The organism is Sinorhizobium saheli, assembly GCF_001651875.1.
GTDB lineage: Bacteria > Pseudomonadota > Alphaproteobacteria > Rhizobiales > Rhizobiaceae > Sinorhizobium > Sinorhizobium saheli.
In genome coordinates this window covers 1-22276 of record NZ_LNQB01000076.1, presented here as the reverse complement: position 1 = coordinate 22276, position 22276 = coordinate 1, and the positions used below count along the sequence as shown (strand labels likewise).

The window sequence follows — 22276 nt, the reverse complement described above, 5'->3', positions numbered from 1 at the left end:
TAACTCGATCAATATTTCTTGCCGCTTATATTGCTCCCATGGATGGGCGCCCGCAATCCATGGGACTCACCTAGCCGGCGGGGGCAATGAATGAGATTGCGGCACGCACGGACGATGAGGACGCCCGAAAAGCGGCCGACAGCAAGGGCGGACAGACGGATCCCCGTGCCGCGCGGCATCTTGAAAGCCTGTCATGCAAGCGCAATATTCATTCTTTCCGCACGAGGCGCGGCCACTCGTAATTGTCGGCTCCATTGAACGGTGATCGAAATGCTGAATGAACGCGCTTGTAAAGAGGGAGGACTCGCGCGGGCGTTAGATCGGTTTACCGACCGCCTTTACAGAGCCTCTTCAACCGCCGGCATGTATGATGCGGCTCTCGACGCGATCAGCGAAGCGCTGGATTGTACCGGAACCTCGATACTTCGCCCTGATCCTGATGGCGTCATGCGTATCGTTGCCTGGCGCGGATTATCCGATGCCTGCCGATCGGCTGTCGATGGATATTCGCCGTGGCTGCCGGATGACCAGGACGCGGAGCCGTTCTTCATCGAAGATATTGCGACGGAAGGCGTGCCTCCAAGCCTGAAGGACATCACCCTTCACGAAGGCCTTCGTTCGCTGGCGTTCATCCCGGTGCCGTTGGACGACAAGATCATCGGTGAGCTGATAATTGGCTTCGAGAGGGCGCACGCGTTCACCGAGCACGAGCTGCAGGTGTCGACGACAATCACCCGCCAGCTTGGCTTCTGCATTGGCCGCCGCCTGGCCGACGAGGCTGCCCGGTGGCTCGGCGCCGTCATCGAGTCGTCCGACGACGCCATCTTCACCAAGAATCTCGACGGCATCATCACCGGCTGGAATCCGGGCGCCGAAGCGCTTTTCGGTTACACCGCGAGCGAGGTCATCGGAAAGCCGGGGAAGATCCTCATTCCAATCGACCGGGACGACGAGGAGCCGACGATCTTCAAGCGGATTCTCGATGGCGAGCGCATCGATCATTACGAAACGACCCGACAGCGCAAGGACGGAAGCCTGGTCGACATCTCGCTGTCGGTCTCTCCTATCAAGGATGTCGATCGAGTCATCATCGGCATCTCGAAAATCGCCCGCGACGTCACGGAGCGACGGCGGCTGGAGGAGAAGCAGCAGTTGCTGTTCAGCGAAATGGAGCACCGGATCAAGAACCTGTTCGCCGTGGCGAGCAGCATCGTCAATATCGGTGCTCGCTCGGCGACTTCGCCCGACGATCTTGCCGCGGCGGTCTGCGGGCGGCTGAATGCGCTCGCCGGTGCGCACTCCCTGACGCTGTCGTTCTCCTCCCCCCGTCGTTCCTTCGAGAACCCGGGCACGACCCTGCATTCCCTCGTGCGCACTATCCTTTCGCCCTTCACGCGCGGGGGCAGCGCGGAGGCGACTTTCACAATCAGCGGACCTGACGTTCCAGTGGCGAGCCACGCGGTCACCCCGCTTGCGCTGTTGCTTTATGAGTTTGCAACGAATGCGGTGAAGTACGGGAGCCTTTCCGCGCCGGGCGGACATATCGACGTCGATTGCAGGAAGGGAAAGGATCACTATTTCCTGACCTGGCGGGAGAGCGGCGGCCTGCCGTTGTCGATGCCGAATGGCGAAGGCTTCGGAAGCAAGCTCGCGCGGGCGACCGCTGCGCAGCTGGGCGCCGAACTGTCGAGGGAGTTGAGTTCAGGCAGCCTGGTCATCCGTCTGGCTCTCCCGCTGGACCGGCTGCGATAAAGCGAATCCGGGTCGCCGAGCCGTTGCAATGCGTCGATGTTCCTGCCGCGTGCGAACCGCGTTCATGGGCGCGGCGGCTTCAGGCTGCCGTGGCGGATCTCCTCGCGCGATGGATTATCGGCAATGGAGCGCTCTTCTTCGTCGCTCGGAAGTGCCTCGTCGGAACCGATGTTCGCCTCGTCCCGGCTTCGGACGGGGGATACCCGGCCTTGGCCAAGCGGCTTTACCGCCTCGGCATGTTCGGCATAGGAGGCGCCGGCCGGCCCCTCGCCCCCTTGGCCTTCCCGAGTAGCCTGGGCGATGTCTTCATCGCTCAGCACTCGCACGTCGGGATCGGCAGTCCGTTGGCCGGCAGGCGCGAAACGCAGCTTTTCCATGTAGGGCGTCGGCCTCTTGCGCCGATAGTCCGCGAATTCCTTGGCATAATAGGCGCGAGCCTCCTCTACGGTCTTCGCGCCGGTGACAATGTCGTGCATCAGGTTGAGCGCAAGGAAGTTCGCCTGCTCGTCGTGGCAGCGCGCCGACACCTCGCCGGCGGTTCGCTCGACGATCACGCTGCCGTCGAAGGCGGCGAGTGCGGAGCATTTTTCCGGAGGGACGCGATAGTCGATCACCGATTCGACCGAGTCGTAGTGGGGCGCCGGGAAATTGTGTCCGTAGCAGGCCTTCGAGGCGACGATCCGCTTCCATGGACCCGGCCTGTGCCAGATGAGCTGGCTTTCCGCCATTTCATCCGGTTCGCCATACTGGTTGATCACCAATTGCGCGGCCTGGCGGGACTCCATCGGCCAGCGTTCGATATGTCGTGATGCATTTGCCGTGCTCATATTGGCCTCCTCATCCCGCGTTCTCAAAGGAACGGCTTGCCGCCGGTGACGGCGATGGTTGCGCCGGAGACGTAGCTCGAGATCGGATCCGCGAGCATGACGTAGGTCGAGGCGAGCTCGACCGGCTGGCCCGGCCTCTTCATTGGAACCTGCTTGCCGAAGTTGACGACCGAGTCCTCCGGCAGCGTCGAGGGGATCAGCGGCGTCCAGATCGGTCCCGGCGCGACGGCATTCACCCGTATCCCGCGTTCGGCGAGCATCTGGGCAAGGCCGGCGCTGAAATTGTGGATGGCGCCCTTGGTGGTCGCATAGGCGAGCAGGATCGGATTGGGGCTATCGGAATTGATCGAAGCGGTGTTGATGATGACGCCGCCCTTCTTCATATGCGGGGCCGCCGCCTTGGTCAGGTAGAACATCGCGTGGATGTTCACCTTGAATGTCAGTTCCCATTCCTCGTCGCTGATGTCCTCGATGTTTTTGAACGAGGCCTGGTGGGCGGCGTTGTTGACGAGAATGTCGATGCCGCCGAGTTCGCGGACGGCGGTTTCGACGATGCGCCTGCAATGGTCGGAGGACTGGATGTCGCCGGCGACGAGCACCGCCTTGCGGCCTGCCTCCTCGACCAGGGCCTTGGTCGCCATGGCGTCGTCATGCTCGTTGAGATAGCTGATGAGGACGTCCGCGCCCTCCCTCGCATAGGCGATCGCCACCGCGCGGCCGATGCCGCTGTCGCCGCCGGTGATGATCGCTTTCCTGTCCTTCAGCCGACCGGAGCCCCGGTAGGACTCTTCCCCGTGGTCCGGGACGGGCTGCATCTGTTCGGTGGTGCCGGGCATGTCCTGGGTCTGGCGAACGAACGGTGGCTGCGGGAATTTCTCCATGGTTACGAACTCCATCTGGAACGAAATCGGCACGGCTTTGCCGCAATGAATGCGTGGTTCTAACTCGGGCATGAAGCCGTTGTTCCGACCGATGACGGCTGCGCGAAGGAGCCGCGGAGACGGCAAAGGAGGCCGCCAATGCCGGCATGCGCATCCGGCGCCCGTCGCAAATGGAACTTCGCCTTGCGCTTCACGTTGACCTCAAGACGGACCTTCGAGGAGGGCAAGATGGCAAAGACCAGACACCAGTCGCGCGGCGTCGCGGACGTGAATGCCGACAAGGCACGCCCAATCAAGCAGGACAGCGATCTGCGCCCTGAGGCCGCAAAACCGTCGATCGAACCGGATGACATTCCGAACCGCGAGGCGGCGCGGGAAGTCACCCGCCTGAAGAAGGATGACTATCTCGTCAAGCCGGACCTGGAGGACGCCGACCAGCGCAATCCCTTGCCCGACATGAAAGACCAGGATTGAGGAGAGCACGATGGCACAGATCTCGAAGAGAGCGAAAACGCTCGCCGAGAGCCAGGCGGAGGGTCTCGAGACCAGGAGCCGCGACGTCGCGCGCTACGTCCGGGACGAGGGGGGCGCCCTAGCGCAAACCGCCCGCGAGCATCCGACCGCGGCAGCCGGCACCCTGCTCGTCATTGCGGCGCTTGCCTTCACGGCCGGATTCCTGATGGGCAGTTCTTCCGCTCAGCCGCGGTACCAGCGCTTCTGGTGATCGGCAGCGTTCCGCTGGAACATGCAGATAAAAGCAAGACACTGGATGGAGCATGATGATGAAAACGCCAAAGGAAGGCGCACCGGGCACGACCGAACAATCACCGCGGTGGGAGGGTCCGAAGGAAACGCGGCCAAGGGGCTATCTCCCGGCCAAGGACGATCCTGAACGCGACCGGGATGCCGCGGGCGAAAACCTGAAGGACCCGCATCGCGGCAAGCTCTCGGATGCCGGCAAGACAAAGCGGCGGTAGAGCGGGTTTGCACCCCATTCTACCTGTTTGTTGTTGCCGCATTTGGGCGACGTAGATCCCACCAGACGCTTCGGGGCAAGTTCCCGATTTCACAGTTCGAGGAGGGCGTAGGGGCGGCCGGTCGGCTTCTCGACATGGGCGGCCACGTTGAACACCTGAGCGCCGCCTGGCGTCCGGCCCTCATAGGCCCCCTTATGCGCGTGGCCATGAACGACGGCGCTCACCTTGAAGCGGTCGATCGTTTCGGCAAGCCGGGAGGATCCCAGGAACGGGTAGATCTCCTGGGGTTCGCCGGCCACCGTCTCGGGGATCGGCGAATAATGCAGCACCACCAACGCGCGCTCGGCTCTTGTGGCCCTCAGGGCGTTTTCCAGCCGCATCGCCTCATCGACGCTCTCGGCCACCATGGTCTTGATCGCGGCTTCGCCGAAGGCGCCGAGCATGTGGCGGCCAAAGCCGCCGATGAAACCCTTGGTCCCGCAGAAACCCACACCCGAGATCTCGACGGCCTGGCCGTAGAGCAGGTGGACGCCCGACCTGACGAGGATCGACGAGACTTCCTCGATCGCATCGCACTGATGGTCATGATTTCCGAGAACAGCGACGACGGGTATCGTACAGGACTTGAGGTCGCTCGCCAGAAGCTCCGCCTCCACGGGCTTGCCAAGATCGGTAAGGTCGCCGGCGATGACGAGCACGTCGGCCGCCTTCGACATTTCCGAAAACAGTTCCGTGTACGAGACGGACCGGTCTTCCCGGACGTGCAGGTCGGCCACTGCCGCCACCCTGAGCTTGCCCATCGTGTCTACTCCTCGGTTTCTTCAGGGATCTCGGCGTCGCCCCCGACATCCGCAAAACCCCATTCCTTCACGTCGATTTCATAGTCCGGCCGCGAGTACATCCGGCCCCGGCAGATTCTCGTTTGAGGCACCGGCAGATCCCGTTGCGCCGCCACCCGGCTCAGGAGTTCGTCGATCAGCCAGAGCGGCACGCAATTGCGTTCGGATGGATAGATCCAGCGAAAGTTGAGGATATGGATGAGCAGCACTTCCCAATGGGCGTCCATGTATCCGAGCAACCGCGCCCAATCGATCCGGTCATGCGCCCTGAGGATCAGGTGCGCGACATCGGCCCCATCGTATCGATCATGGGACTGGATGAAGGCCTTGGACCAGACCAGCTCAGTCGGCGAGACGATCGAACAGGGGCAGGCTCCGATCTTCACCCGCCGGGCATTCGCGAACCAGGCGTCGTTGACCTGCATGGTCCCGTTCGGCGACGAGAAGATCACGTCGAAGAACATTCGACCCTTGAAGACCTTGCCGAGCCAGCGGTCGTCCTCGATTTCGATCGTATAGCCGAGAGCCTGGAAGTGATTGAGTATCCGCGTGTAGTCGCCCGGCTTGCAGAAGACGTCGAGATCCTTGGTTTGCCGCGATATTCCGGTATAGGCGCTGACCGCGAAGGTGCCGGCGATGAGGAACGGGATTTTCGACCGGTCGAGTTCGGCGAGTGCCTCGGCCACGAAAGCCTCGGATTCTTCGTCGACGAGCCATGGCAGCGCGAGCGGTACTTCAGCGAATTTCGAAGGCGTTGAAGGAGGCATGGCCGACGTCATGCGGGTCTCCATGGGTGAACGAATCCTCTACGACAACACGTCAGCCTTGAGGAAGTTCCGCTGCAGCCGGCCAGCAAGCAAAGCCGAAAGTGATGGAACCGGGGCGCCTGTGGCGAGTTCTTTTTCTCAAGTAGGAGGAGCAATGCCTAGAGTCGTTGGACCGAATATCCGCAGCAATCCTCAGGTCGACCGCTGGCCCGAATGCCAGAGGGCTATCCAGGACGAGTTCGAAATCCTGACGGGCATCGCCGAAAATGCCGGCTGGTCGTGGCAGGAGATCGTGCTCGCTTTGATGGAACTGACAGAAGCCTATGCGCTGGCGATGCGCTCCGATGAGGCCGCGGCGGAAGGCGAGCCTCACCTGCGTATGCGCACGAGGACATTGCACTGACGGTCCCGTGGGACCGTGAAAGGACTTAGATCGCAGCCCCTCCGACGACCAGCGCGAGAACCAGGAATATGAGCAGAAGCACGATTGCTATATAGAAGAGTATCCTTGCGATGCCGGCGGTCGCTGCCGAAATGCCGGAGAAACCGAGAAGCCCGGCTACCACCGAGATTACGAAAAAGATAAGTGCCCATTTCAACATGATGGTGCCTTCCGTTCGTCCAATTCCGCCGAATTTTCACCAATCCAGATGAAAGCGACCGCGATGTCTCTCTCCGGCCGTTCCGTCAGCGACTGGCGCGACGGGGATCCTTGCCGGCGGCCTGGCTGCTTCTCTTCACGTCCTCCTTCTTCCCTTGGTCGTTCGTTCTCTCGTCACCTGCTCGTCGCTGATCGCCGGCGCGATTTCCACCATGCGTGCCCTTCGGGCTGTTGGCGGCTTTTCCGTCCTTCGTATTCGTAGCCATGTCGGTTCCTCGAAAGAGTTACTGCTGGTCAGGGGGCACTGCGGAGACGTTCCCCCCTGCGGCAGCCGGAATGCAACCAAGTAATGGCGATAATGTTCCCGCTTCCACTTGGGGGCGGGGTCGCTGCTCGCAGCGACCCTCTTCCTCCGCCGGTCAGCCGGAACCAAAGTCGGTCCGGAGGGTTGGGCCCGGGATCGATGCTGCCGGAAAGGAAAAGCCATGAGGACAATCATTCTTGGTGTTGCGGCCCTCTTGGGCCTTGCCGCAATGCCGGCCGTTGCCCAGACGGCGGGCAATACGCCGGCGATCGCCAGCCCCGGAATGCAGAACCCGACAGCGCCGGTTCCGGGCAAGAACAGCTTCACGGAGGAGCAGGCGAGAAAGCGCATCCAGGACGCGGGCTACACGGATGTCAAGGGGCTGAGGCTCGATGACGACGGAATCTGGCGGGCCACCGCAACGAAGGACGGCGAGCCCGTGACAATCGCCCTCGATTTCCAGGGCAACGTCGTCGCGCTCTGACCATTGAAAGCGTTGCAGAAGCGAGAACAGGAAGGGAGCACAGAAATGAGAACCGTGGCAGCGCTCTTTGATGATTACGAGGACGCGCGTCGCACCGTGCACGATCTGGAAGCGGCCGGCTACCCGTCCGACGACATCAGCATCGTCGTCAACAACGCCGGCGACCGCTATTCCGGAGCGGGTGCGGCGGCCGGAGCGGGGGCAGGATTGGGTGCGGTGAGCGGAGGCGCGGCAGGGCTTCTCGCGGGGCTCGGGCTGATGGCCATTCCCGGCGTCGGCCCGGTGGTCGCCGCGGGCTGGCTGGTGTCGACCGCAACCGGTGCTGCGGCCGGAGCAGTGGTCGGAGGCGCGGTTGGCGGGATCATCGGATCGCTCACCGATGCCGGCATTGCCGAAGAGGATGCGCATCTCTACGCCGAGGGCATCCGGCGGGGAGGCGCACTGGTGACCGTCCGGGTCGACGACTCGCGGGCCGCGCAGGCGGACGGCATCATGAGAAACCGCAACGCGGTCGATATATCGGTCCGCCGTCGCGCCTATGTCGAACAGGGCTGGACCGAATTCGACAGCGCATCCCCGCCATTTTCGCTCGACGACGTGGTCCGCGAGCGGGAAAGCCACGGCCGAACGACGTCACCATAGGCCGTTGCGATCTCTCCCGGGTCTGACTGGACCCACGGCGCCGAGGGCCTGCCTCCGGCCCTTTGCGCTTGAACGTCGTGCCGCCGGCATCGCCGATGCCGCGTGGTCCGGCGGCTTCGATCGAATGGAAGGAGGGCGTCTGCCATGATCGATTTCACCCATGCCCGAGAACGAATGATCACGTCCCACCTCTCCCGGCGCGGGATGAGGGATCCCGGCGTCCTGGAGGCGATGCGTGTCGTGCCGCGGGAGGTCTTTGTCGATCCCGGTTTCGAGGAATTCGCCTACGAGGACTCGGCGCTTTCGATCGGCTATGGCCAGACGATCTCCCAGCCCTACATCGTGGCGCTGATGATCGAACGGGCCGGGGTTCAGCACGGCGACACGGTGCTGGAAATCGGGACAGGGTCCGGCTATGCCGCCGCGGTCCTCAGCCGGATCGCCGAACACGTCTATACCATCGAACGCCATGCCGGCCTCGCCGAGGCAGCGAAAGGGCGATTTGCCAAGCTAGGCTACGACAACATCGACGTGCGCATCGGCGACGGCACGGCGGGCTGGCCCGAGGCGGGGCCTTTCGACGCGATACTCGTGGCCGCCGGAGGTCCGGATGTGCCGCATGCGCTTAAAGAACAGCTTGATCTCGGCGGCCACTTGGTGATCCCCGTCGGATCCGCCGACGAGCAGCGTCTCCTGAAGGTCACGCGGGTGAACGCCACCACCTTCGAGGAGCAGGACCTGGGCGGCGTCCGCTTCGTGCCGCTCGTCGGCGAGTATGGCTGGCGTGATGGGCGCGCGCAGCCTTCCGCCAGCGCGCGCCCCGCGCCAGAGCCGACGCTTCCGGAAATGATCGCCGACGCGGCCGAGCCGCTGCCTGCTCTCGACGATCCCGCCTTCGGTCGTCTCTTCGATCGGTTTGCCGACCGGAGGATTGTTCTCCTCGGGGAGTCGAGCCACGGCACGTCCGAATTCTACCGGGCCCGTGCGGCCATCACACGCCGGCTGATCGAGGCGCATGGCTTTACCATCGTCGCAGTCGAGGCGGACTGGCCGGACGCCGCGGCAATCGATCGCTACCTCCGCCACCGCGCGCCGGGCGACGCCCGCTTGGCCGCGCCGTTCCAGCGGTTCCCTACCTGGATGTGGCGCAATCGCGAGGTGATGGATTTCATCGAATGGTTGCGCGGCCACAACGCCGATAAGAACGCATCCGAGCGGGTCGGCTTCTACGGGCTCGATATCTACAACATGCGTGGCTCCATTGCCGCCGTCCTCGGCTATCTCGACCGGATCGACGCTCAGGCGGCGGCGATCGCGCGCGAGCGTTACGGGTGCCTGACGCCGTGGCAGAACGACCCGTCGACCTATGGCCGCGCGGCGATGACGCGGGGCTTCCGCAAGTGCGAGGAAGCGGTCGTCCGACAGTGCCGGGAACTCCTGGAGAGACAGCTCGAAGCCGGCCGCGACAGCGGCGACGAGCATCTGGACGCCGTGCAGAATGCGCGGCTCATTGCCTCGGCCGAACGGTACTACCGCAGCATGTATTACGCCGGCGCGGAGTCCTGGAACATGCGCGACACCCATATGTTCGAGACGCTCCAGCATGTCTTAGACGCGCGCGGCCCCACCTCAAAGGCGGTCGTGTGGGCCCACAATTCCCACATTGGTGACGCCCGCCACACCGACATGGGCACAGCCCGCGACGAGTTGAACATCGGTCAGCTCTGCCGCGAGCGCTTCCCCGCAGAGACGGTGCTGATCGGCTTCGGCACCCATGGCGGGCGCGTGGCGGCAGCGAGCGATTGGGGTGGCGACATGGAGGTGAAGCCGATCCGGCCGTCGCACGAGGAAAGTTACGAGCGCCTTCTCCACGACTCCGGGGTCGAGCGCTTCCTCATCGACTTCAGCCGCGACGCAGGCCTGCGCGAGCGCCTGCTGAAACCAAGGCTCGAGCGGTTCATCGGAGTCATCTACAGGCCGGACACGGAGCGGTTCAGTCACTACGCCTACGCGTCACTACCCCGGCAATTCGATGCCTTCGTCTGGGTTGACGAGACCACGCCGGTCACGCCGCTCGGCCCGGAACACGCCCGGCCGGGCGTGCCCGAGACATTTCCGTCCGGCTTCTAAGGGCGGATGCCCGGCGCTTGCGCGCTCATCAGACCTGGGTCGAGATGATGTTGTCCACGCCGACATTGCCCCGGATGACGCCCCGTTCCGCACCGGGAGGAGCAGACCCCTCTTCGATGACGGTGTAGAGCTTTTCGCTGCGGAAGGCGCTCGCCATGTCGGTCGTGACACCCTCTGCCGGTTTCGCATCGATCTCGAGGAAATCGAGCTCTGCCTCGGAGGCGACGATGCGGGCGTCGCCGCTCGACCTTGCCGCGACCAAAAGCACGCCCTGATATTGGGCGTTCTGCCAATTCGGGTCATCGGGTTCGGCGATGGGCAACAGGCGATATATCTTCAACTGTTCCTGCATGATCTGCCTCGCTGATGTGGTCTACTCCGACTGGTCGATCGCATGGGGCGCCGGCTGGCCCTGCTTCGGTGGGCGGTCGAGGGGAAACATCGCCCAGAGTGCCGCGGCCAACACCAGCAAGACGATCACTGCTGCAGCCACGATTTTCGACATGGGACTTTCCGACGATTGCCGAGACTGTATCGGGAAAACTTGCGGTTTTGCCGTCTCCAATCCTCAAGAGCGGGAATTGTTCCGGATTCAGCGTGGCAGACGATATTCTTATTCTTCTCCTCGCGAATGCCGGAACCTTTCCAGGGCCTCTCGGTTGGAGCACGCCATAACAGGAAAGGAACATGCCATGGCGAAGGCGACCGAACACCTCGTAGCTTGGCTCAGGGACGCGCATGCGATGGAAGAACAGGCAATCACCATGCTTACCAGCCAATCCAGGCGATTGGAAAACTACCCGGAGCTCAAGACCAGAATCGATCGGCATCTGCAGGAGACGCGCGACCAGTCGCGGATGCTGGAGCGCTGCCTCGAGCGGCTTGACGGCGGAACCTCCACGGTCAAGGACATCAGCGGCAAGATCATGGCCTTCGGGCAGGGCTTGAGCGGGCTCTTCGTCGATGACGAGGTCGTCAAGGGCTCACTGGCCAGCTATGCGTTCGAACACATGGAAATCGGCAGCTACAGGATTCTCATCGCCGCCGCCGAGCATGCGGGCGATCAGGAGACGAAACGCGTCTGCGAAACCATTCTGCAGCAGGAAATCGCGATGGCCGAGTGGCTCGAACAGCATGCAGCGGAAATCACGCGCAGGTTCCTCGATCGGGACCAACTCGGCGTGACTGCCAAGCATTGAGGATGTCCGGCGCCGCCTTCGCGGCGCCGTTCGTCTGCGCCGCGCGTCTTATCAGGCGCAACGATACAACGTCACAGGAATGAGGCTCCGGGAAAGCAGTCGAGCCCGCGCGGGGGGCGCGGGCTCGGTCAGCGATCGCCTGGCTTATCAGGCGATAACGGCAACGATGTGCATGTTGTTGGGGTCGACGATGACGATGCGGCCATCGGCCAACATGAAGTACTTGTAGTCCTTGTAAGCGGGCACGATCTCGACGATGCGTGGAGGCAATGTCTGGAGCGTCACGCTCTGCGGTACGGTCGTCCCAACCGATACGTCGAAATCGACCGAGTCGAGCGGCTTGGCGTCGCTTTCCTTGATGATCGTGCGCATCTGCGTTTGCTGTTCGGTCGTGACGTTAACGCCGCCCGAAGGGCTGATCGCACCCGTCTTGTCGCCGGCCGGGCAGTCTGCCGGAGGATTCGCCACGGCGCACCTGTCGGTCGTCCGCTGTTCCGTGTCCTGCATAGGCTGCATCTCGGTCCCCTGGGTGCTCGGGGCCGGCTTGGTATCCTGACTGTCCTGCGCGACGGCTATGCCCGTAAGGGCGAGCGGCGAGGCGCCAAGGGCGATTGCGAAGGCGAGAATGGCAGGGTGTTTCATCTTTTTCTCCCTTTCATTGAAGTCGGGCCCCCAACCGCGCCGCCGCATTTTTGTTCCAGCTGATATAGCTGGCTGACGGCGTCGTCATCCGCCCGGCAATGCCGCCACATCGCCTGCGACGGCGCCTATGCCGGCGGGCTCGAGCTCCGCCACGATCGGAAGATGGTCGGAAGCGACCCGCGCGAGCGCGCTGTTGTGCACCTCGCATCGTGCAACCTCTATCCCCTCTCCGACAAAGATGTGGTCGATCCGCAGGAGCGGCAATCGCGAGGGAAAGGTCGGTCGCGGCTTTGTCTCCGCATCGAGCGGCGCGTCCCTGAAATGACGGGCGACGAGCTTGTAGGCGGCCGAACGCGCCGTCGCGTTGAAGTCGCCCGCCAGCACCACGCGCTGGTCGCGCTGGTCCAGGGCGCCGAGCCAACCCGGTCCGAGCAGCGCCGTCGCCTGCAGGACGCGCTCGGAACCGCGCAGCCCGAGATGCGTCACGATGACCTGAAGCTTGACGTAAGCGAGGTCGATTTCCACCCAAAGCGCGCCTCGCGGCTCGCCGCGCGACGGCAGGCCTGCCGCCTTGACGAGCCGCATCGGCAAGGCGGTCAGCACCGCGTCGCCATATTTCTCGTCCTTCAGGTGGAGCGCCGGGTGAAATTGCGCCTCCATCTGCAGGTGCGCGGCGATCATATGCGCCTGATCGATGCCGCCGCTGCGGGCGCGGCCGACGTCGACCTCCTGCAGGGCGATGATGTCCGGCCGGCATTCGTGGATGACGGCGGCGACGCGGGCAGGGTCGAGCTTGCGGTCGGTGCCGAAACAACTGTGGACGTTATAGGTGAGGAAACGTATCCGCCGTCGCATGATCGTATTCGGGAGTGCTCTCGCCTCGGGAACACACTTGGGTTGCTTTTCGTTCCGGTAGTCGTTCAGGAACAGGGCCGATGCTCAGGAAACTCGCAGCGAGACTGGTCATAGTTGCCGCCGTCGGGTTGGCGGGCTGGCTCATCTATCGGACCCTCAAGGAGCAGAGCCTCGATGACATCGTGGCCTCGATCTGGCAGATACCCACCGGACACCTGCTCGCAGCCGTGGGCTTCGCCTTCCTTTCCTATTTCTGCCTGACGCTCTTCGACACGCTCGCGATCCGCTATGTCGGACGAAAGCTCGCCTATCCGAAGATCGCCATCGCCTCGTTCACAAGCCTTTCGATCGGTCACAATGTCGGCGGCGCGGCCTTGAGCAGCGGAGCCATCCGCTACCGGTTCTATACGCGGTGGGGGCTGAGCGCGGAGGAGGTCGCGAAGGTCATCCTTTTCTGCGGCATTACCGTCGGCCTCGGCCTCGTGACCCTTGCGGGCCTTTGCAGCCTAGTCGTCTCGGCAGGGACCGCGCGGATGACCGGGTTCTCCAGGACCGGCGTCCTCATCCTCGGCGCGGCCTGCATTGCCGTCACGATCGGTTACGTGACCCTGGCACATTTCCTGCGTGGGTCGCTTCGCATCGTCCGCTGGCGCTTCAAACTGCCGTCATCGGCGCTCGCAGCCTGCCAGGTGATTGTCGGCACGGCCAATTTCCTTTGCGTCAGCGCCTGCCTGCATCAATTGCTGCGGGCCTTCGCAAATCCGACGTTCCTCGATACGGCCGCCGCCTATGTCGGTGCCAATGCGCTGGCCATTTTCAGCCATGTCCCGGGGGGTGTCGGCGTCCTCGAGGCGACGATCGTGTTCCTGCTTGGCGGTTCCGGGACGATCGCCGCGCTGATTGCCTTTCGGGCGATCTACTTCTTCCTGCCGCTGCCGCTGGGCCTGGTTTCGCTGTCCATTGCCGAGCTCGTCGTCCGTCGAAACGATGGCAGAGACCTGGCGAGCAAGGCAAAGACCTGACCGCTCCAGCGCCGCACCAGAACGGGCAGGCGATGGAACGGTCGGATCGGCCGGTGCGGATCGACAATGGCGGTGCCCCAGACGAGCTCGGTGGCGCCACCGTCGTCCACGCCATCGAAGGCGCGTATGCCGCGGCCGAGCGTGTTCAGCCTGTCGACGACCGCGACAAGAGAGCCTGTCTCCCTCAACGTGCGTTCGACCGCGTTCACGCTGACGCCGAGATGTTCCGCCAGGAGCCGGTTTCGGATGCCGGCGATCGTGCGTTCTTCCTCTTCCGTTTCCGCCTCCACGGCGACATCGCATTCCGTGTCGAAACTCTGCGAGCGGTTGTTGAAGTTGGACGACCCGACCCGCAGGAACCGGGTGTCGATCGAGACCACCTTGGAGTGGATGAAGACCTCACGCTCGGAGCCGTCGGCGGCCGGGACGACGGGATAGCCGACACGCAGCCTGCCATAGCGGTCGGCCTGCCGCAGCCGGCGGATGAGGCGGTCGCGATTTCCTCCCATGACGAGCCGTTCGAGAAGGCCATGCCAGCTGCGGCTGGTAAGGATGACGATTTCGGGGCCATCCGGCTCCTGCAGCCGCCTGCAAAGGAGCGCCCCGATCTTGCCGGAGGCGAAATACTGGTTCTCGATATAGATGTGGTGGCGGGCAACCTCCAGGGCGTCGAGTGTCAGCCGCAAGGCCTCCCGGCAGCCTTCTCTTTTGCCGGAATAGGGGTCGGTGTGGGCGATCGCGACCGTGCAGTTTTCCAGGTCCGGCGAGGTGTCGGTCGGCCAGCCCACCGCTCCCGAGAGCGGTGCTCCAATGTCCTCGCCGGTCGAGGACTTCCAGCGGGAGCGGCAGAGATCGCCGATCGCGCGAGCGGCATCCCCGTCGAGAACCACCTGGATGTCGTGTACCGGATCATAGGTTTCGCCATCCGGATCGCGGCGCAGCCCGTTGTCGGCGAGGTGCTCGGGCGTATCCCAGCGGCGCGCGGTCAGGTCGATGCCGCCGACGAAGGCAATGCTGTCATCGATGGAAACGAGCTTCTGGTGATGCGAGCCGCGCAAGGCGCGATGGCTTGCGAAGCGAAGCTCGATCCGCGGATGCTCGGCCCATTTCTGCCTGCGAAAGAGCCGCAGCGACTTTCCCGAATAGATCGGCCCCATCGCCCAGACGAGGATGCGGACCCTGAGTTTCGGCTTTCGGGCGACAAGCCGCTCCAGCATGTCGCCGAGCGCCTCCGCATTGGCGTCTTCCGGCCGCAACTTGATGCGCGGATCGAAATCCCAGCCGGTGATCCAGACCTGTTCCTCCGCCCGCTCGAGCACATGCTCGAGACACCGGTAGTAGGCGGCTGCATCGATGAGAAAAGACAGGCGCCGCGCCGGTGCGCTGCGCCAGACATTCCTGGCTTCCTTGACGATCGGTCGGCGCGCCTTGCCGGGCGGCCTTCCGGTAAACATGCTCTTCCAAGCCAAACTGTGCATCCCATAGGTGGCGATTGCACAAGAATCGATTTCACTGCTGATTTGTTCCTGCGGCAGGTTGCGGAATGGACCTCAGCCGCGGGTTGGCGTGGAATTGGAACCGTGAGGGCCGGCCGCATAGCCGTAAGAAAAAGCCCGTGGCTTCACGGACCGCCCGTCATCGATCCGACGACCACCATGACGAGCGCGTCGACGTCGATCTCGCCATCGACGGTGATCTTGTCCCCCGTTCGGCGAACGCTGAGTTTCGACGGATTTTCAGCCGCCTGCCGCTCCAGTTCTTCGACGACGGCAGTGATGGCCTTGGTTTCAAATCTGGTCCCGTTCAGGTCGCTGGTGTCCATTGAAGCGCGTCCTTGCACCGGAACATGGGGTCGCTCCGTCAAGGCCAACGAAACCGGCGCCGGGAAGTTCCCTCATCGAGAAGATGGGCGGTGATGGACCCGATCTGCACCGACCGGCGTTAGTTGCGGTGCAGACGGAAATGGGCGGAAGGGCCGAGCGGATGTCAATGCAACTGAATTCGATACCGCAGAACCGGGATGCGGGTCGCAGGATCGGCGTGGCCGGGCCTGCCGCAACGCAGATCGTCGAGGCGGCGGTAGGACGTGAGGTGCCGGCAAACGGCATGACCCTCGTCTATACGAGCGACTCCGAGCCGGGCATCACCCGGCAACGCTGCGGCAAGGGCTTCGTCTACAGGATGCCGGACGGTTCGGCCGTGACGGACCCGGCCGTAAAAGCGCGCATCGCTTCCCTGGGGATCCCGCCCGCCTATGAGAGCGTATGGATCTGCCTGGACGAACACGGCCACCTGCAGGCGACCGGGAAGGACGCGCGGGGGCGCAAGCAATATCGCTACCACCCCGCATGGCAGGAACTGAGGAGCGACGTCAAATTCGCGCAGTTGATCCGCTTCGGCAAGGCGCTGCCCAAGATACGGCGCAGCGTGCGGCGTCACATGGACGGCGATGCGAGCGGCCCCCAGGCCGTCCTGGCCGCTCTCGTGGCCCTGCTCGACGAAGCGCATCTGCGCCCGGGCAGTCTCGCCTATCTGCAGGAAAACGCCACCTATGGGGCGACAACCCTGTTGAAGCGGCACGTCAAACTGGTGGACGGCTACATCGAGCTGTGTTTCGTCGCCAAAGGCGGCAAGCGCGTGAGGCGGCGGCTCCGTCGCCCGAAGCTGCAGCGCGTGCTCGAGGAGATCGCCGACCTCCCGGGCAGGGAGCTCTTCGTCTGGAAGGACGAGACCAATGGCTTGCGTCCGGTCGATTCGGGTCGACTCAACCGTTATCTTGCGGAGATCGCGGGCTTTTCCGTCACGGCAAAGACGTTCCGCACCTGGGCGGGCAGCCGTGCCGCCTTCGCCGCAGCGCGGGCGGCGCTCGAAGAGAACCGTCGCCCGACGGTCCGGCAGATCAGCGAGGCCGCGGCCACGGCGCTCTGCAACACGCCGGCGATCTGCCGCAGGAGCTACATCCATCCGGACATCATCGCGCTCGCGACCAATGGCACCGAAATCTCGGCCAAGCGCCTGCGGGCGCGGGGGCAGGCCAGTCCTGAATTGCGCGCGGATGAGGCGCGGATGCTGCGGTTCCTGAGGCGCGCGGAGCGTTTGAGAAAGGAGAACCCGGGCACGGTTCGCGCGGTCGACCGGAGCGCCGCGGCCGCAAGGCCTGCGCGCGCACGCTCGTGATCGCGGTGCCGGCTGTTCCCGGCCGCCAGCATTTGAGCCATAGGTCGCCATCTCTCTGGAACCTTCGGCAAAGATCCCCGTTGGCCTCATCGAGGAGGTACGATGATGGTGATGGATTATCTTTGGCTGCTCGCGACTGCAGGCGGCGCCTTCGCTCTCGGCGCGGCAGTGGCCTATGCGATCATGAGACAGAGGCCGCTTCCGCCCGCCGCAAGGGAAGCGCAGAAGCGCAAGGTCGAGGAGCTTTACGAAAAATCGCCGGAGAACCGGCCAAATTGATCGGGGCTTTGACGGTGCGGGACCGCGCCCGCGCAAGCATCCTGAACGTAGCGCGACCTCGCGCGCGCAAGCCATGGGAAGGACGGGGAACAAACGTCGCCGGAACCGGTTGTGGTGGCGGGTGAAAGGAGCAGCTCATGTCCGACCAGCCAAAGGCCGCGAGCAATCCTGCACAGGTGCGCGGCGATATTCAGTCCGGAAGGACGGGAGACAAGAGGCGTGGTTTCGATCCGGCGGCGGCACCGCTCGAGACCGACGCCGAGGCGGCCGGCACGCCGCCGGGCCCGAAAGCGGTCGAGGAGGCCAGAGCAGGCCAGGTGGCAGGCCGGCCCATCGATACCTCGACCGAATACAGCGACGCCATGCGGCCGCCAGTACCCGACGCAGGGGCGAGGACCGATGCGTCGAGCACGCGGTTCCTGGTGTTTGCCCTGGTGTTTGTCTGCGTGGTGGTCGCCGTTGGTGCCTACGCGGTCGGCCTGCTGCCGCCCTGATCGGGCGGTGCCGCCGCATCAGGCATCCGGATGACGAGAATGGAAGGGAGTTTACGATGCCTGACCGCCGACCCCAACGAAAGGATCCGCTCCCGGAGCTCGCGGCCCGGGAGGAAGCGCTCTATCTGCGCCGGTCATCGACCCGCTTTCTGGAATGTGCGATCCATCTCTGCGCGACCCACATGACGCTCGAGGAAGTAGCCGACCTGCTCGAGCAGGAAGCGGCGCAGCTCAGGCGCTACAGCTGAGCGGCCGTGCCGATCAGTGAGCGGTGGCAGCCGGGCAGCGGCTGAGACGCCATCCGCACAAAAGCGCGTCGCATTCAGTCCATGCGACGCGCTTCACGTTCCTGCTCTTCTGCATGTCGTTGCCTCAACGCTGCTAAATGCTCAACCTGACTGCAAAATGCTTTAGTTCGGGCAATTCGGAGCGCCGGGTTCGCAGACACGCTGCTGCCGCCTGCGGCGGTCATCGTCACCACCCCTGCGGCCGCGATTGTCGTCGCCGCGACGGATGACGCGATCGCGGTCATCGCCGCCCCGCTCGAGGTTCCGGCGGCGCTCGCCGCCGCTCCTGTCGACATCAGGCCTGCGGCTGGGCGCGCGATCGAAATCCGGAAGGCGTTCCGGGCGGTCGTCGAGGTCCCGGCGCCTTTCAGGGGAACGGCGGAAATCGGGCCTGCGCTCCAATTCCGGCTCGAACTCAGGCGGCGGAGCCGGCCTCGGCCCCAATTGGGGTCTGCTGCTGGCCGGAGGCTCCGCACGGCGAGTCGGGCCGCGATAGATACCCGGCCCACGGCGCCAGCGATCGCGGTCGCGATAAAAGTCACGGTCGCGGTAGTGGCGGTCCCAATAGCTGCCGAAGCTGAAGACGACGACGGGAATGCCGAGGCGGCGATAATATCGCGGAGCGACATAAACGCGGCGCTCCTCATAAAGCACCTGGATATATCGACCGTGAACCCACCCGCGGCCGTCGTAGAACTCCACGTCGCACCAGGGCACGTCAGCAAGACAACCGTATATTTCGATCGATTCGCCGGCTGGAATCACGGTGATTGCAGGATAGGCCGTGCTCGGGCCGGCGCGCATATTGACGTTCGCCGTCGCGAAGCCTTCCGCCGCCTGAGCGATCGCCGGCGCGAGCAGGAGCATGCCTGTCGCGGCAATTTTCACAAGTGTGCGTTTCACGTTTTCAACTCCCAGGGAGGCTGGCATCATGCCGCATCCGGTATTTGTTCTACCTTCCGGTTCCCGGGCCGGTCGGGTCGCCTGCCAGCTTCTGTCAGGCGACCGCCATCGTCTTGTCTTTCAATGGTTTATAGCGCGTTCTGCATGAACAGAGCTTGAACGGAAAGCTTCGGGCGCACCCTCAAACGGAGCCATGCGACGCACCGAGAACGCGCAAGGTGGGCTCGTCCATGTACGGGCGCTCTCCGCGTCGTACGAGATAGACCTCCCGCTCCGGGTGGGCTTCGATGACGAAGCCGGCACTGCGAAGCATTGCCTCTACTCCGGCTCGGTTCGGAATGAACCAATTGGTCGGATCGTTTGCGAAGCGATGTTCGACGAAGAAAAGCTTCGGATAGTCGGATCTTTCGAAGACCTGCCACTCGCGGAAATCATAGTCGGCTTCCAGGGATGCCGCGGAATCCTCGCCGCGCTGCATGCATTGGAAGAGCATCGCGTCGCCGACCACGTGCTCGTAGAGCAGGTCGAGCGCCAGCAGCGGATGACGCAGGTGATAAAGGACGCCGAGGAAGAGGACGAGATCGAATTTCTGACGCAGCTCGGCCACGTCGTAGACCGACATCAGCCTGAATTCGATGTCCAGCCCGCCAAGTTCGGCCGCGAATTGCGCCTGTCGGAGATAGCGTGGATCGGAATCGATACCGAGGACGGGACCGGCATTGCGCCGCTTCATTTCCTGCGAATAGAACCCGGCGTTGCAACCGATGTCGAGCACGCTTCTGCCCCCGAGGTCTTCGGGCACGACATGCTTGAAGGCGTTCCATTTCACGGCCGGATAGTCGCCGAGGAAATGCTCGGGCGACGTCTCGACCCCGCCGATCCGCATGTTGTGGAACCACGGGCCCAGTGCCGCGACGCGATTCCTTATTACTGATTGGTCCATATGAGCCATGGTCAAAGATCTTGCGAAAGCGTGGCGAGTTGCGGCTGGCGTCGGGAGCGACCGGAGCGGCGCGCGGCGCGCTCAACGGCGAGGTTCTGCCGGAACCAGGCGATCGTGCGCAGCAGCCCCTCCTGCAGCGGCACCTGCGGCTCCCAGCCGAGAAGCGCTCGCGCGCGCGTGATGTCCGGCCGGCGGCGCTGCGGATCGTCCGGCGGCAAGGGCTCATGGACAATGACCGACGCCGTTCTCACCCTGGACAGCACCAGTTCCGCCAGTTCGATGACGGTGAACTCGCCAGGATTGCCGAGGTTGACTGGCACTCCGGGGTTCTGCCTGCGGTTCATCAGCCGGATCAAGCCGTCGACGAGATCGGAAACGTAACAGAAGGAGCGCGTCTGTTCGCCGCTGCCATAGACCGTGAGCGGCTCGTTGTTCAGCGCCTGGACGATGAAGTTCGAAACGATCCGGCCGTCGTTGAAGCGCATGTGCGGACCGTAGGTGTTGAAGATGCGAGCGACCCTCGCGTCCACGGTTCCAGCCCTCAGGCTGTCGAAGCAAAGCGCCTCGGCGGCGCGCTTGCCTTCGTCGTAGCATGCCCGCGGGCCGGTGCAATTGACGTGACCCCAGTAGTCCTCCTGCTGCGGGTGCTCCTTCGGATCGCCGTAGATCTCGCTCGTGGACGCCTGAAGAAAGGTGGCCCGGTGCCGGGCGGCAAGTTTCAGGAGATTGCCGGTGCCGGTCACGCTCGTCATCATCGTATGGATGGGATCGGCCTGGTAGGATGAGGGCGAGGCTGGGCATGCGAGGTTGTAGATGTGGTCGAGCGGTTCGTCGATCTCGATCTCGTCGCAGACATCCTGCTCGACCATGGTGAACAGGGGATTGGTCTCGAGACCGCTCAGATTGGCAGGGGAACCGGTGAGATAATTGTCGAGGCAGATCACCCGATTGCCGTCGCGAAGAAGCGCGGAACAAAGATGGGAGCCGACAAAGCCGGCTCCGCCGGCAACCAGGATGACCTTCCCTCGACCTGCTCCGTTTCTTTTTGCCATCGGCCATTCTCCTTTCGGGTTAAATCGGAAGCCGCTCGGCGTGTCTTGCCGCGATATCGGCCCTCGGCGCGACGCTTTCGATCGCCTCGATGAAGGTCCTCGCGCGGGCAGCGGCGCTGTGTGCGCCTGCGACGCGGCGATAGGCGCACTCGGCAAGCGCCTCGCATTGCCGCCTGTCGAGGCGCGTGAGTGCGGTCACGACGTCGCTGCTCCCCTGCGCGATGACGGCGGCCTCGCCGGGCGGGAAGAAGCTCTCGATGCCCTCCCACCAATCGCTGATCAGCGGCGTGCGGCAGGCCGCGGCCTCGAAGAGGCGGACGCTTGGCGACCAGCCCGCCGCCACCATGTCGGCGCGGGTCACGTTCAGGGTGAAGCGCTGGCGGCTGTAGAAATCCGCATGCTCGCCGGGCGGCAGGTGGTCGATGCGCTCGACGTTCTTCGGCCAGGCGATGTCGGCGGGGTAGCTTGGACCGGCAACGACGAAGCGCATGTCGGGCAATTGCCGGGCCGGCTCGATCAACAGACGTTCGAGGCCGGGCTGTCTGTCGGGACTGAATGTCCCGAGATAGCCGAGGTCCCATTCCTTCGGCGCGCCTGTGTTGCGATAGACGTCGAGGTCGACGGCGCAGTAGAGCGGCAGCGGCCGCCTCGCACCAAATGCGTCCCTGAGCCGATCGAGCGTCCTGCCGCCGGAGAAGGAAAAGTAGAGATCGAAAAAGGGAACCTGCCGCCGGCCAAGGTATTCCTCGTCGCCGCGGGCAAGCTTTGCGAGCGTCACGGGCGTATCGATGTCGTAGAAGCACAGGCGCTTCGGGCCGAGATCGGCAATGGCGTCGATGATCTCCACGCCGTCCGGAACATAGGAGCCGATGACAACGGCGTCGGACGCGGCCATGCTGCCGGCATAGCGGGTGATGAGTTCGTCCAAGTCGCCATAGAGCGCGAGATCGCAGAAGCTGGGCGCGGTCAGGTCACGGTGGCTCGCATACCAAGGGACGTCGCGCTCGAGGAAGGTCACATTGTGACCGGCCGCGTGCAGCCCGCGAAGCAAGGCCCGATAGGTCGTCGCATGGCCGTTGCCCCATGAGGAGGTGAGCGACAGGCCGAGGACGACGATGTCGAGCGGGCGGTTCATTCGGCCTTACCTCTTTTCATAGTGCCTACTGCAGTGAGAATCTGCTTGGGCGCAGGTGATGCGGGTATGGTTGTCATTCTGGCT

The 22276-nt window shown here is 63.8% G+C and carries 30 protein-coding genes; 14 read left to right on the top strand and 16 right to left on the bottom strand.

The annotated features are described in order from the left end of the window. The first annotated feature begins 270 nt into the window (after positions 1–270). Positions 271–1752, top strand: a complete 1482-nt coding sequence (locus tag ATB98_RS17290) for a sensor histidine kinase (RefSeq protein ID WP_234781934.1) — start codon at positions 271–273, stop codon at positions 1750–1752. A 62-nt stretch (positions 1753–1814) separates the two neighbouring features. On the opposite strand, the gene ATB98_RS17285 is transcribed toward ATB98_RS17290, so the two are convergent. Both ATB98_RS17285 and ATB98_RS17280 read right to left on the bottom strand, forming a co-directional pair. After that, a complete protein-coding gene (locus tag ATB98_RS17285; RefSeq protein ID WP_234781928.1) occupies positions 1815–2579 on the bottom strand; it encodes a hypothetical protein in 765 nt (254 codons plus the stop codon). Between the two features lie 23 nt (positions 2580–2602). Then, positions 2603–3460, bottom strand: coding sequence for an SDR family oxidoreductase (locus ATB98_RS17280; protein ID WP_066875858.1), 858 nt, complete (start codon positions 3458–3460; stop codon positions 2603–2605). 228 nt (positions 3461–3688) lie between these two features. Here ATB98_RS17280 and ATB98_RS17275 point away from each other — a divergent pair, with 228 nt between their 5' ends. Genes ATB98_RS17275 through ATB98_RS17265 form a run of 3 tightly spaced genes read left to right on the top strand, consistent with a single transcriptional unit; the run spans position 3689 to position 4437 of the window. Then, positions 3689–3934: a hypothetical protein gene (locus tag ATB98_RS17275; protein WP_066875857.1), complete on the top strand. Its 246-nt coding sequence runs from the start codon at positions 3689–3691 to the stop codon at positions 3932–3934. A 10-nt stretch (positions 3935–3944) separates the two neighbouring features. Continuing rightward, the gene (locus tag ATB98_RS17270) at positions 3945–4184 is read left to right on the top strand and encodes a hypothetical protein (RefSeq protein WP_066875731.1); all 240 of its coding nucleotides are present in this window, start codon (positions 3945–3947) and stop codon (positions 4182–4184) included. A 58-nt stretch (positions 4185–4242) separates the two neighbouring features. Further along, positions 4243–4437 carry a hypothetical protein gene (locus ATB98_RS17265; protein ID WP_066875856.1) on the top strand — a complete coding sequence of 65 codons (195 nt, stop codon included), beginning with the start codon at positions 4243–4245 and terminating at the stop codon, positions 4435–4437. 89 nt (positions 4438–4526) lie between these two features. On the opposite strand, the gene ATB98_RS17260 is transcribed toward ATB98_RS17265, so the two are convergent. Both ATB98_RS17260 and ATB98_RS17255 read right to left on the bottom strand, forming a co-directional pair. Next, complete coding sequence (locus ATB98_RS17260; protein WP_066875730.1) at positions 4527–5237, bottom strand: metallophosphoesterase family protein; 711 nt, start codon at positions 5235–5237, stop codon at positions 4527–4529. Between the two features lie 5 nt (positions 5238–5242). After that, a complete protein-coding gene (locus ATB98_RS17255) occupies positions 5243–6055 on the bottom strand; it encodes a nucleotidyltransferase family protein (protein ID WP_066875729.1) in 813 nt (270 codons plus the stop codon). A 142-nt stretch (positions 6056–6197) separates the two neighbouring features. Between ATB98_RS17255 and ATB98_RS17250 the strand changes: the two genes are divergently transcribed. Then, the gene (locus ATB98_RS17250) at positions 6198–6446 is read left to right on the top strand and encodes a hypothetical protein (protein ID WP_066875728.1); all 249 of its coding nucleotides are present in this window, start codon (positions 6198–6200) and stop codon (positions 6444–6446) included. A gap of 25 nt (positions 6447–6471) precedes the next feature. On the opposite strand, the gene ATB98_RS17245 is transcribed toward ATB98_RS17250, so the two are convergent. Both ATB98_RS17245 and ATB98_RS28035 read right to left on the bottom strand, forming a co-directional pair. Continuing rightward, positions 6472–6645 carry a DUF1328 domain-containing protein gene (locus ATB98_RS17245; RefSeq protein WP_066875727.1) on the bottom strand — a complete coding sequence of 58 codons (174 nt, stop codon included), beginning with the start codon at positions 6643–6645 and terminating at the stop codon, positions 6472–6474. 85 nt (positions 6646–6730) lie between these two features. Beyond that, on the bottom strand, positions 6731–6910 hold the full coding sequence (locus ATB98_RS28035; protein WP_084435518.1) for a hypothetical protein: 180 nt from the start codon (positions 6908–6910) through the stop codon (positions 6731–6733). A gap of 219 nt (positions 6911–7129) precedes the next feature. Here ATB98_RS28035 and ATB98_RS17240 point away from each other — a divergent pair, with 219 nt between their 5' ends. The 3 genes from ATB98_RS17240 (at position 7130) to ATB98_RS17230 (ending at position 10204) form a co-directional block, all read left to right on the top strand. Then, complete coding sequence (locus ATB98_RS17240; protein WP_066875726.1) at positions 7130–7432, top strand: PepSY domain-containing protein; 303 nt, start codon at positions 7130–7132, stop codon at positions 7430–7432. A 45-nt stretch (positions 7433–7477) separates the two neighbouring features. Then, on the top strand, positions 7478–8074 hold the full coding sequence (locus ATB98_RS17235; protein ID WP_066875725.1) for a general stress protein: 597 nt from the start codon (positions 7478–7480) through the stop codon (positions 8072–8074). A 144-nt stretch (positions 8075–8218) separates the two neighbouring features. Further along, positions 8219–10204: a protein-L-isoaspartate(D-aspartate) O-methyltransferase gene (locus ATB98_RS17230; protein ID WP_066875724.1), complete on the top strand. Its 1986-nt coding sequence runs from the start codon at positions 8219–8221 to the stop codon at positions 10202–10204. 28 nt (positions 10205–10232) lie between these two features. Here ATB98_RS17230 and ATB98_RS17225 read toward each other — a convergent pair whose 3' ends face one another. Both ATB98_RS17225 and ATB98_RS30370 read right to left on the bottom strand, forming a co-directional pair. Next, positions 10233–10556 (bottom strand): hypothetical protein, encoded by a 324-nt coding sequence (locus ATB98_RS17225; RefSeq protein WP_066875723.1) that lies wholly within the window; start codon positions 10554–10556, stop codon positions 10233–10235. Between the two features lie 21 nt (positions 10557–10577). After that, positions 10578–10709 carry a hypothetical protein gene (locus ATB98_RS30370; protein WP_268801793.1) on the bottom strand — a complete coding sequence of 44 codons (132 nt, stop codon included), beginning with the start codon at positions 10707–10709 and terminating at the stop codon, positions 10578–10580. Between the two features lie 187 nt (positions 10710–10896). On the opposite strand from ATB98_RS30370, the gene ATB98_RS17220 reads away from it, so the two are divergent. Next, positions 10897–11403, top strand: coding sequence for a ferritin-like domain-containing protein (locus ATB98_RS17220; RefSeq protein WP_066875722.1), 507 nt, complete (start codon positions 10897–10899; stop codon positions 11401–11403). Positions 11404–11550: 147 nt separating this feature from the next. On the opposite strand, the gene ATB98_RS17215 is transcribed toward ATB98_RS17220, so the two are convergent. Together ATB98_RS17215 and ATB98_RS17210 are read right to left on the bottom strand one after the other, a co-directional pair. Then, positions 11551–12045 carry a DUF1236 domain-containing protein gene (locus ATB98_RS17215; RefSeq protein ID WP_167354086.1) on the bottom strand — a complete coding sequence of 165 codons (495 nt, stop codon included), beginning with the start codon at positions 12043–12045 and terminating at the stop codon, positions 11551–11553. An 84-nt stretch (positions 12046–12129) separates the two neighbouring features. Continuing rightward, positions 12130–12969: an endonuclease/exonuclease/phosphatase family protein gene (locus tag ATB98_RS17210; protein WP_167354090.1), complete on the bottom strand. Its 840-nt coding sequence runs from the start codon at positions 12967–12969 to the stop codon at positions 12130–12132. Between the two features lie 11 nt (positions 12970–12980). Here ATB98_RS17210 and ATB98_RS17205 point away from each other — a divergent pair, with 11 nt between their 5' ends. Continuing rightward, positions 12981–13922, top strand: a complete 942-nt coding sequence (locus ATB98_RS17205; RefSeq protein WP_066875719.1) for a lysylphosphatidylglycerol synthase domain-containing protein — start codon at positions 12981–12983, stop codon at positions 13920–13922. On the opposite strand, the gene ATB98_RS17200 is transcribed toward ATB98_RS17205, so the two are convergent. Beyond that, positions 13817–15400: a phospholipase D-like domain-containing protein gene (locus ATB98_RS17200; protein WP_066875718.1), complete on the bottom strand. Its 1584-nt coding sequence runs from the start codon at positions 15398–15400 to the stop codon at positions 13817–13819. The genes ATB98_RS17205 and ATB98_RS17200 overlap by 106 nt on opposite strands. A gap of 143 nt (positions 15401–15543) precedes the next feature. Then, on the bottom strand, positions 15544–15744 hold the full coding sequence (locus ATB98_RS17195) for a hypothetical protein (protein ID WP_066875717.1): 201 nt from the start codon (positions 15742–15744) through the stop codon (positions 15544–15546). A 284-nt stretch (positions 15745–16028) separates the two neighbouring features. Between ATB98_RS17195 and ATB98_RS17190 the strand changes: the two genes are divergently transcribed. The 4 genes from ATB98_RS17190 to ATB98_RS17180 all read left to right on the top strand — a co-directional run bounded on the left by ATB98_RS17190 (position 16029) and on the right by ATB98_RS17180 (position 18120). Next, on the top strand, positions 16029–17099 hold the full coding sequence (locus ATB98_RS17190) for a DNA topoisomerase IB (protein ID WP_167354089.1): 1071 nt from the start codon (positions 16029–16031) through the stop codon (positions 17097–17099). Between the two features lie 102 nt (positions 17100–17201). Further along, entirely contained in the window at positions 17202–17378 is a 177-nt protein-coding gene (locus ATB98_RS29025) for a hypothetical protein (protein WP_153436010.1), read from the top strand. Between the two features lie 137 nt (positions 17379–17515). Then, the gene (locus ATB98_RS17185; RefSeq protein ID WP_066875716.1) at positions 17516–17872 is read left to right on the top strand and encodes a hypothetical protein; all 357 of its coding nucleotides are present in this window, start codon (positions 17516–17518) and stop codon (positions 17870–17872) included. Positions 17873–17928: 56 nt separating this feature from the next. Beyond that, positions 17929–18120 (top strand): hypothetical protein, encoded by a 192-nt coding sequence (locus tag ATB98_RS17180; RefSeq protein ID WP_066875715.1) that lies wholly within the window; start codon positions 17929–17931, stop codon positions 18118–18120. Positions 18121–18282: 162 nt separating this feature from the next. On the opposite strand, the gene ATB98_RS17175 is transcribed toward ATB98_RS17180, so the two are convergent. The 4 genes from ATB98_RS17175 to ATB98_RS17160 all read right to left on the bottom strand — a co-directional run bounded on the left by ATB98_RS17175 (position 18283) and on the right by ATB98_RS17160 (position 22192). Then, a complete protein-coding gene (locus ATB98_RS17175) occupies positions 18283–19062 on the bottom strand; it encodes an SH3 domain-containing protein (protein ID WP_066875855.1) in 780 nt (259 codons plus the stop codon). A 181-nt stretch (positions 19063–19243) separates the two neighbouring features. Further along, entirely contained in the window at positions 19244–20014 is a 771-nt protein-coding gene (locus tag ATB98_RS17170; RefSeq protein WP_153436011.1) for a TIGR04290 family methyltransferase, read from the bottom strand. Between the two features lie 2 nt (positions 20015–20016). Beyond that, on the bottom strand, positions 20017–21057 hold the full coding sequence (locus ATB98_RS17165) for a UDP-glucuronic acid decarboxylase family protein (protein WP_066875714.1): 1041 nt from the start codon (positions 21055–21057) through the stop codon (positions 20017–20019). A gap of 19 nt (positions 21058–21076) precedes the next feature. After that, the gene (locus ATB98_RS17160) at positions 21077–22192 is read right to left on the bottom strand and encodes a CgeB family protein (protein ID WP_066875713.1); all 1116 of its coding nucleotides are present in this window, start codon (positions 22190–22192) and stop codon (positions 21077–21079) included. Between the last annotated feature and the right edge of the window lie 84 nt (positions 22193–22276).

Coding starts and splice junctions, on each gene's coding strand:
- ATB98_RS17290 (WP_234781934.1), top strand. CDS start 271: ATGCTGAATGAACGCGCTTGTAAAGAGGGAGGACTCGCGCGGGCGTTA.
- ATB98_RS17285 (WP_234781928.1), bottom strand. CDS start 2,579: ATGAGCACGGCAAATGCATCACGACATATCGAACGCTGGCCGATGGAG.
- ATB98_RS17280 (WP_066875858.1), bottom strand. CDS start 3,460: ATGGAGAAATTCCCGCAGCCACCGTTCGTTCGCCAGACCCAGGACATG.
- ATB98_RS17275 (WP_066875857.1), top strand. CDS start 3,689: ATGGCAAAGACCAGACACCAGTCGCGCGGCGTCGCGGACGTGAATGCC.
- ATB98_RS17270 (WP_066875731.1), top strand. CDS start 3,945: ATGGCACAGATCTCGAAGAGAGCGAAAACGCTCGCCGAGAGCCAGGCG.
- ATB98_RS17265 (WP_066875856.1), top strand. CDS start 4,243: ATGAAAACGCCAAAGGAAGGCGCACCGGGCACGACCGAACAATCACCG.
- ATB98_RS17260 (WP_066875730.1), bottom strand. CDS start 5,237: ATGGGCAAGCTCAGGGTGGCGGCAGTGGCCGACCTGCACGTCCGGGAA.
- ATB98_RS17255 (WP_066875729.1), bottom strand. CDS start 6,055: ATGACGTCGGCCATGCCTCCTTCAACGCCTTCGAAATTCGCTGAAGTA.
- ATB98_RS17250 (WP_066875728.1), top strand. CDS start 6,198: ATGCCTAGAGTCGTTGGACCGAATATCCGCAGCAATCCTCAGGTCGAC.
- ATB98_RS17245 (WP_066875727.1), bottom strand. CDS start 6,645: ATGTTGAAATGGGCACTTATCTTTTTCGTAATCTCGGTGGTAGCCGGG.
- ATB98_RS28035 (WP_084435518.1), bottom strand. CDS start 6,910: ATGGCTACGAATACGAAGGACGGAAAAGCCGCCAACAGCCCGAAGGGC.
- ATB98_RS17240 (WP_066875726.1), top strand. CDS start 7,130: ATGAGGACAATCATTCTTGGTGTTGCGGCCCTCTTGGGCCTTGCCGCA.
- ATB98_RS17235 (WP_066875725.1), top strand. CDS start 7,478: ATGAGAACCGTGGCAGCGCTCTTTGATGATTACGAGGACGCGCGTCGC.
- ATB98_RS17230 (WP_066875724.1), top strand. CDS start 8,219: ATGATCGATTTCACCCATGCCCGAGAACGAATGATCACGTCCCACCTC.
- ATB98_RS17225 (WP_066875723.1), bottom strand. CDS start 10,556: ATGCAGGAACAGTTGAAGATATATCGCCTGTTGCCCATCGCCGAACCC.
- ATB98_RS30370 (WP_268801793.1), bottom strand. CDS start 10,709: ATGTCGAAAATCGTGGCTGCAGCAGTGATCGTCTTGCTGGTGTTGGCC.
- ATB98_RS17220 (WP_066875722.1), top strand. CDS start 10,897: ATGGCGAAGGCGACCGAACACCTCGTAGCTTGGCTCAGGGACGCGCAT.
- ATB98_RS17215 (WP_167354086.1), bottom strand. CDS start 12,045: ATGAAACACCCTGCCATTCTCGCCTTCGCAATCGCCCTTGGCGCCTCG.
- ATB98_RS17205 (WP_066875719.1), top strand. CDS start 12,981: ATGCTCAGGAAACTCGCAGCGAGACTGGTCATAGTTGCCGCCGTCGGG.
- ATB98_RS17200 (WP_066875718.1), bottom strand. CDS start 15,400: ATGCACAGTTTGGCTTGGAAGAGCATGTTTACCGGAAGGCCGCCCGGC.
- ATB98_RS17195 (WP_066875717.1), bottom strand. CDS start 15,744: ATGGACACCAGCGACCTGAACGGGACCAGATTTGAAACCAAGGCCATC.
- ATB98_RS17190 (WP_167354089.1), top strand. CDS start 16,029: ATGACCCTCGTCTATACGAGCGACTCCGAGCCGGGCATCACCCGGCAA.
- ATB98_RS29025 (WP_153436010.1), top strand. CDS start 17,202: ATGATGGTGATGGATTATCTTTGGCTGCTCGCGACTGCAGGCGGCGCC.
- ATB98_RS17185 (WP_066875716.1), top strand. CDS start 17,516: ATGTCCGACCAGCCAAAGGCCGCGAGCAATCCTGCACAGGTGCGCGGC.
- ATB98_RS17180 (WP_066875715.1), top strand. CDS start 17,929: ATGCCTGACCGCCGACCCCAACGAAAGGATCCGCTCCCGGAGCTCGCG.
- ATB98_RS17170 (WP_153436011.1), bottom strand. CDS start 20,014: ATGGCTCATATGGACCAATCAGTAATAAGGAATCGCGTCGCGGCACTG.
- ATB98_RS17165 (WP_066875714.1), bottom strand. CDS start 21,057: ATGGCAAAAAGAAACGGAGCAGGTCGAGGGAAGGTCATCCTGGTTGCC.
- ATB98_RS17160 (WP_066875713.1), bottom strand. CDS start 22,192: ATGAACCGCCCGCTCGACATCGTCGTCCTCGGCCTGTCGCTCACCTCC.